Source organism: Streptococcus sp. DD04 (genome assembly GCF_001578725.1).
In the GTDB taxonomy this organism is placed as follows: domain Bacteria; phylum Bacillota; class Bacilli; order Lactobacillales; family Streptococcaceae; genus Streptococcus; species Streptococcus sinensis.
Genome location: NZ_KQ968979.1, coordinates 267,618 through 271,665, shown reverse-complemented (window position 1 = coordinate 271,665; position 4,048 = coordinate 267,618). Strand labels below are relative to the sequence as shown.

The following is a 4,048-nucleotide window of genomic DNA, read 5'->3' as shown; positions in this document are numbered from 1 at the left end:
CTTTAGAGAGTTCTCTCAATAGGTTTTTGTTATAAAATATTTTTCGGATTTGATCCTCTCTAACAGGTCACCTAGATTGATGAAGGCTAAGGATGGAGGGAAGGCTGTTTTCCTCCTCTGGAAGCTTTTGAGTTCAAAGTTAAGCTGAGGGTTCTCCTAGTTGATTTGAAACAGTATTAGAAAGAGAATGGCTAAAACCTGCTATTTTTAGTGTGGCCGATTTTTAGATTGTTTATCCATGCAAGATGCTCTAAATTTCCCCTAAAATGTCATGTTCTATATTCACTTTGCATTTGAGGCTTTGATTGAGGCAGAATAATGATTTTTACCCAAAGCACTCTATTTTTCTTCTATACTAGTTTTAATGAAAAAATAGGAGTTGTTATGAAAATTCAAGAAATTTATTTGAAGTACAAAGGTTATTATGCTGAAATTGAGGCTGAATATTCTCATTGTAAAAAGACGAGTATAGAGTGGGAAACATTGCATTTGCGCTATCTGATTTATTATCTGGTTCGGTACAATATTGCCAAGATGCAGTTTTTCAATCCCTATCATTATCGGACGGCTTACCGCTTGTATCTTGAGCAGTTGGTTGTAAGCTAGTAGAGAAATAAGAAAGACGATTTCATAATGGGAAATCGTCTTTTAGTCTACGGATCAGTCTAATTTTCGTCCTTTACATAAAAAATTTTGAGCTTTAAAAGGAGGCAAGGCTAATTGATTGCATGGAGTGTTCGCTTTGGAGACTTGGCAATCAGGTAAGATAGCCCTTTCTAGACTTACTTCTGTGCTGTCTGATTTCTGCTTCAAAACTCTCTGACGGTGCTTCCACGCTGATGGTTTCCAGTGTGAACGGATGGGTGAATGTCAGACGATGGGCATGGAGCATGAGGCGGCCTTGAGGTTGGGGGTGGTAGAGGGGGTCACCAATGATGGGATGGCCGTGATGGGAGAGATGGACACGGATTTGGTGAGTCCGTCCTGTTTTCAATTGGCATTTGACCAGAGTCGTGTTTCCAAACTCCTTGAGTCGGGTCACATGGGTCTCGGCATAGAGGCCTTTTTTCGGATCAACAAGGCGTTTCCTTCGATCATGGCGATCTCGGCCGATTTTATCTTTGTAGATGATAGTCTTATTAGGAAATTTCCCTTGGGCAAGGGCCCAATATTCGCGGGCGATGTCTTTGTTTTCCAAGAGGCGGTTGAGAATGGGGAGGACAAAGGGGTTTTTGGCGAAAAGGATGGCACCGCTGGTTTCTTTATCCAGGCGGTGAACGACATAGCAGGTCTGTCCGACATAGCTTGAAACATGATTGAGCAGAGCTATTTCTGTCGGCTCATTGGCATGGCTTTTCATGCCGTTAGGCTTATTGACAATGATGAGATGTTCGTCTTGATAGAGCTCTTCGACCAGACTAGGCTGACCAGCAGGGAGTTCTTTTTCTGGATAGTCGTCTTTGTCAAAGGTCAGTTGAATGCTGTCGCCAGGCTTGACCAAAGTCTGCCAGTGGATAGACTTACCGTTGACCAAGACGTGTTTCTTGGTTCGGAGAAAGTGACGAATCTTGCGAGGAATGAGCAGCTGGTCTTCTAGCAGTTCTTTGACGGTCATCTGAGATAGACTTGAGGGGATGGTAATGGTAAATTTCATGTTTTCATTGTAGCAAAAACTAGCCCATTTGGAAATGCTTAGCTGGAAAAAGGAAAGCAGCTCTGCTATTTCCTTAAAGAAAGCTAAAAAGAATAGAAAGCAGCGGACTCGTGCCTTGTGTCTACATTGATAAGGTGATAAAATATATTTTATGAAGAAATTAAATGATGTATTTGAAAAACTAGTCAATTTTTTTAAAACGGATCAGCCTCAGAAGAAGGTTGCTGAAGAGTTGGGAGGTGAGGCTCTTGAGCCTAGCTACAGCCGATCTGGCAAGAGCCGCAAGAAGCCCCTGTCTCAGCATCCCTTCCGCCGCTTTTGGCGCAGGTTCCATCTGACCAAGATATTCTTGATTCTTGGCCTGACCTTTGGTCTGGTGATCGGTGGCTATCTTTTTTATGTGGCCAAGACGACCAATGTCAAAGACTTGCAGAATGCTCTTAAAGCCACGACTTTGATCTATGATAAGGATGGAAATGAAGCGGGCAGCTTGTCTGGGCAAAAGGGCACCTATGTCGAATTGGAGGGCATCAGTCAGGACTTGCAGAATGCCGTGATTGCGACAGAAGACCGGTCTTTTTATAAGAATGGCGGGATCAACTACAGTCGCTTCTTTCTAGCCATTTTGACTGCAGGTCGTTCGGGCGGTGGCTCGACTATCACGCAGCAGTTGGCTAAAAATGCCTATCTCTCTCAAGATCAGACCATTGAGCGTAAGGCCAAGGAATTTTTCCTAGCTTTAGAAATTAACAAAAAATACAGCAAGCAGGAAATCTTGACCATGTACCTCAATAACTCTTATTTTGGAAATGGGGTTTGGGGCGTGGAAGATGCCAGCAAGAAATATTTTGGTGTATCTGCCAGTCAGCTCAGTCTAGATCAGTCGGCGGTTCTAGCCGGCATGCTCAAAGGACCAGAGATATATAATCCCCTGTATTCGATTGAGAATGCGACCAACCGTCGTGACACCGTTCTTCAAAATATGGTGGCGGCAGGATACATTGATCAGGCAACGGCGGATCAGGCTGCGACGGTTGGCATTGGAGGCCAGCTAGTTGATACCTATGAGGGTAAGTCGGAAGATTATCGCTACCCATCTTATTTTGATGCAGTTATCAATGAAGCGGTTAATGATTACGGTCTGACTGAGGAAGAAATCGTCAACAACGGCTATCGGATTTACACCGAGTTGGATCAAAATTACCAAGCTAGCATGCAGGTCATCTATAGCAATGTCGATCTCTTTCCGCTGGCTGACGACGGCACTAGGGCTGAGTCAGGAAGTGTAGCGCTGGATCCTAAGACGGGTGGCGTTCGGGCTTTGGTCGGCCGTGTCAACAGTGCTGAAGGATCTGCCTTTCGGACTTTCAACTATGCGACTCAGTCTTCCCGCAGTCCGGGCTCGACCATCAAGCCTTTGGTAGCCTACAGCCCAGCGATAGCAGCAGGCTGGTCAACGGATAAGGAGCTAGACAATAGTCGGACAGTTTTTGGCGATTATACGGTCAATAACTATGGCAATATCCAAAATTCACCGACAGTGCCGATGTATCAAGCCTTGGCTGAATCCCTCAATATCCCAGCTGTTTCAACAGTGGATGAATTAGGCGTGAGCAAGGCCTTTGAATACGGCAAAAAGTTTGGGCTTAATATGGACAAGGTGGAACAAAATCTAGGCGTGGCTCTGGGAAGTGGCGTGACGACCAATCCACTCCAGATGGCTCAAGCCTACTCAGTCTTTGCGAATGATGGGGTCATGAATGACGCCCACCTCATCACTAAGATAGAGAATGCCAGCGGTCAGGTTGTAAAAACCCACCGGCAGACTTCTACCCGTGTCCTTAATCGCTCGACCGCAGAAAAGATGACCAGCATGATGCTAGGAACTTTCTCAAACGGAACGGGGATCTATGCGGCCCCTTACGGTTATACGATGGCCGGAAAGACAGGGACGACAGAGACTGACTTTAATCCGGATCTGTCAGGAGACCAGTGGGTTATCGGCTATACACCAGACCTAGTTATCAGCCAATGGCTGGGCTTCCCTAAGACGGATGAAACTCACTATCTGACTGGGACGAGTGCCAATGAAGCCTCGGCTATCTTCCGCAATGTGGCTAACAGTATCCTGCCTTATACGGAAGGAACATCTTTCTCTGGTGAGAAAAATGCTTACGCTGAAAACGGCATTTCACCAGTGGATACCTACGGTACTGGCGAAACGAATACGGCCAGCGAAAACAAAGACTTCCTGAAAGATGTCCAGGAGCGGGCACAAAACCTAGTAGATGATGCCAAGAAAGCTATTGATGAGTCTGGTATTTCTGAAAAAGCCAAGAATCTCTGGGATACTATTACCGGCTGGTTCCAATAATCTTTCAAATGTACGTTTGT

Annotated in this window: 3 protein-coding genes; 2 read left to right on the top strand and 1 reads right to left on the bottom strand. The window is 45.4% G+C overall.

All coding sequences use genetic code 11. The features are described from left to right. The first annotated feature begins 384 nt into the window (after positions 1–384). Complete coding sequence (gene comW, locus STRDD04_RS08180) at positions 385–606, top strand: sigma(X)-activator ComW (RefSeq protein ID WP_062201389.1); 222 nt, start codon at positions 385–387, stop codon at positions 604–606. Positions 607–757: 151 nt separating this feature from the next. On the opposite strand, the gene STRDD04_RS08175 is transcribed toward comW, so the two are convergent. Further along, the gene (locus STRDD04_RS08175) at positions 758–1,654 is read right to left on the bottom strand and encodes an RluA family pseudouridine synthase (RefSeq protein ID WP_062201387.1); all 897 of its coding nucleotides are present in this window, start codon (positions 1,652–1,654) and stop codon (positions 758–760) included. 151 nt (positions 1,655–1,805) lie between these two features. On the opposite strand from STRDD04_RS08175, the gene pbp2a reads away from it, so the two are divergent. Further along, positions 1,806–4,028, top strand: a complete 2,223-nt coding sequence (gene pbp2a, locus STRDD04_RS08170; protein WP_062201384.1) for a penicillin-binding protein PBP2A — start codon at positions 1,806–1,808, stop codon at positions 4,026–4,028. The last annotated feature ends 20 nt before the right edge of the window (positions 4,029–4,048 follow it).